Origin of the sequence: Mesorhizobium sp. M7A.F.Ca.MR.362.00.0.0, from assembly GCF_004023175.1 — a bacterium.
In the GTDB taxonomy this organism is placed as follows: Bacteria; Pseudomonadota; Alphaproteobacteria; order Rhizobiales; family Rhizobiaceae; genus Mesorhizobium.
Window position 1 is genome coordinate 1 of sequence record NZ_RZTF01000190.1, and the last position, 1,725, is coordinate 1,725.

Here is a 1,725-nt window from a genome sequence, read left to right on the forward strand (position 1 = left end):
GGCGTCGAGCCCGTGGCCGCGCGTCGGATCGTAGTGAAACAGCAGCTGTTGTGGGCCGAGTGTCGTCAGCGTGGAGAGGTTCGCCAGTGCCGTCTCGACATCTTCGGGATAGATGACCACGCCGACATCCGGCAGCGTTGGCCCGGCTTCGCCGAGTTCGACGCGGACCGGTTCGCTGGCCACGGCGGCAGCCGGCGCTTTGCCTTCACCTGCGATGCGCAGGCTGATCGTCTGGCGCAGGGTTTGGCCGGCAGGCAGCACATAGGGCCAGGGCAGCGCCAGCGGTCGCACATAGGTCTTGTAGGAGGCGTCCGACCAGTTGCGCTGGTCCTCCATTTCGAAAGTATCGCCTTCCATCCGGCATTCGGCGGTGACGCCAGGCCGAACCTGATGGGTGATGGCGCGGATATCCTTGAAAGGCTGCCAGGGGTCTATCAGTTCGGGAAGCTTTGTCGCCTCCACGCTGCCGTCCGTATGCTCGACCTTGACCGGGCTGCCGGCGAGGTCGGCGATCGGGTGAAGGATGCAGAAGCCGCAGCGGTTGGTTTCGAAATCGCTCTCGGGAAGGGCGCTGACCTCGAAGACCAGACGGCCATCGGCGGAGCCTTTGATGGTGGCGCGGAAGCCGAGCCGGGTTCCATCGGAGGCCAGGCAGCTTGCCGAATAGCTGACCGAAAAAGCGTCGGCAGCCTGGTCGATGATCAGGTCCGTCAAATTTGGCTCATAGGTGCCCCAGTCGCGGTCACGCACGATATAGGCGACGGCGCGCAGCACTTCGGTGCCGCCATGGCTGATGGTGCGTAGATTGCCGTTGACGAAGTCGGCGCTAAGCGCGCCCGCGCGCAGCCTGACCGGCTCGGCTTCGACCGTACGTGTGCCGTAGAGCAGGAAGGCGTCGTCGGTCATTTCAGCAAGGCGTCGAGTTGCACCGTTTGCCGGCTCGCGGCACCGGCGTAAGCCGCCTCGACCAGCGCGAACGTCTCGAGATTGTCCGCTCCCGAGGTCGCCGGTTCGATCCCCTTTGCCAGGCAGTCTACCCAGTGCTGCTGGATGGCGACAACGCTTTCCTGGATGTTGTGCCAGGGACGCGACGCCCATGGCAGCAGCGGCGGCGAGGCGTCGGTAACGACCGTGCCGTTCCTGCCGGTGACGGTGAGCCGGTATTCCTGCGCCAGCCGGATCGTTCCGTCGCTGCCGTCGATCTCGATCAGCGTCTCGGGAAACGGCTCGGTCGCAAGCTTCGTCGCGTAGCTGCAGTCGACCACGGAGGTCGCGCCGCTCTTGTGGTCCATCAGCATGGTCGCCACATCCTCGCCCGCGATACTAGGATTGATGCGGGCGGTTCGCGTCGTGATGGTCGAGACGTCGCCGAGCAGGAAACGGGCGATGTCGAGGACATGGATGCCGAGGTCCTCGATGATGAAACGCTTTCCCGTCGCCAGATAGGGTTGGCCGGAAAACACGTCATAGGCGGAGCGGAAGGAGATGCGCCCGAAGAAAGACGTGCCGATCTCGCCGCTGTCGAGCACGGCGCGCACCGCCTGGATCGGCGACTGCCAGCGAAAATTCTCATGCACCATCAGCGGCACGCCTGCTTGTGCGCATGCCCGGACCATGGCCTTGGCGTCGGCCAGCGTCGGCGCGAATGGCTTTTGGCAGATCACCGGAACGCGATGAGCGGCCGCCATTTCGACAAGCGGACGATGGCTGGGCGCGGTGGTGGCG

General features: G+C 64.9%; 1 protein-coding gene and 1 pseudogene (1 of these 2 only partly in view). Both read right to left on the minus strand.

Features of this window, described 5'->3' with window-relative positions; translation table 11 throughout:
- Positions 1-906, minus strand: a pseudogene (locus tag EOC06_RS21540) (hypothetical protein); the annotation flags it as partial.
- Positions 903-1,725, minus strand: the 3' portion of a protein-coding gene (locus EOC06_RS21545; RefSeq protein ID WP_128308738.1) for a Gfo/Idh/MocA family protein. Its footprint extends 215 nt past the window's final position; only the last 823 of its 1,038 coding nucleotides appear in the window; its start codon lies off the right edge, out of view; its stop codon occupies positions 903-905. The pseudogene EOC06_RS21540 and the gene EOC06_RS21545, both read right to left, overlap by 4 nt.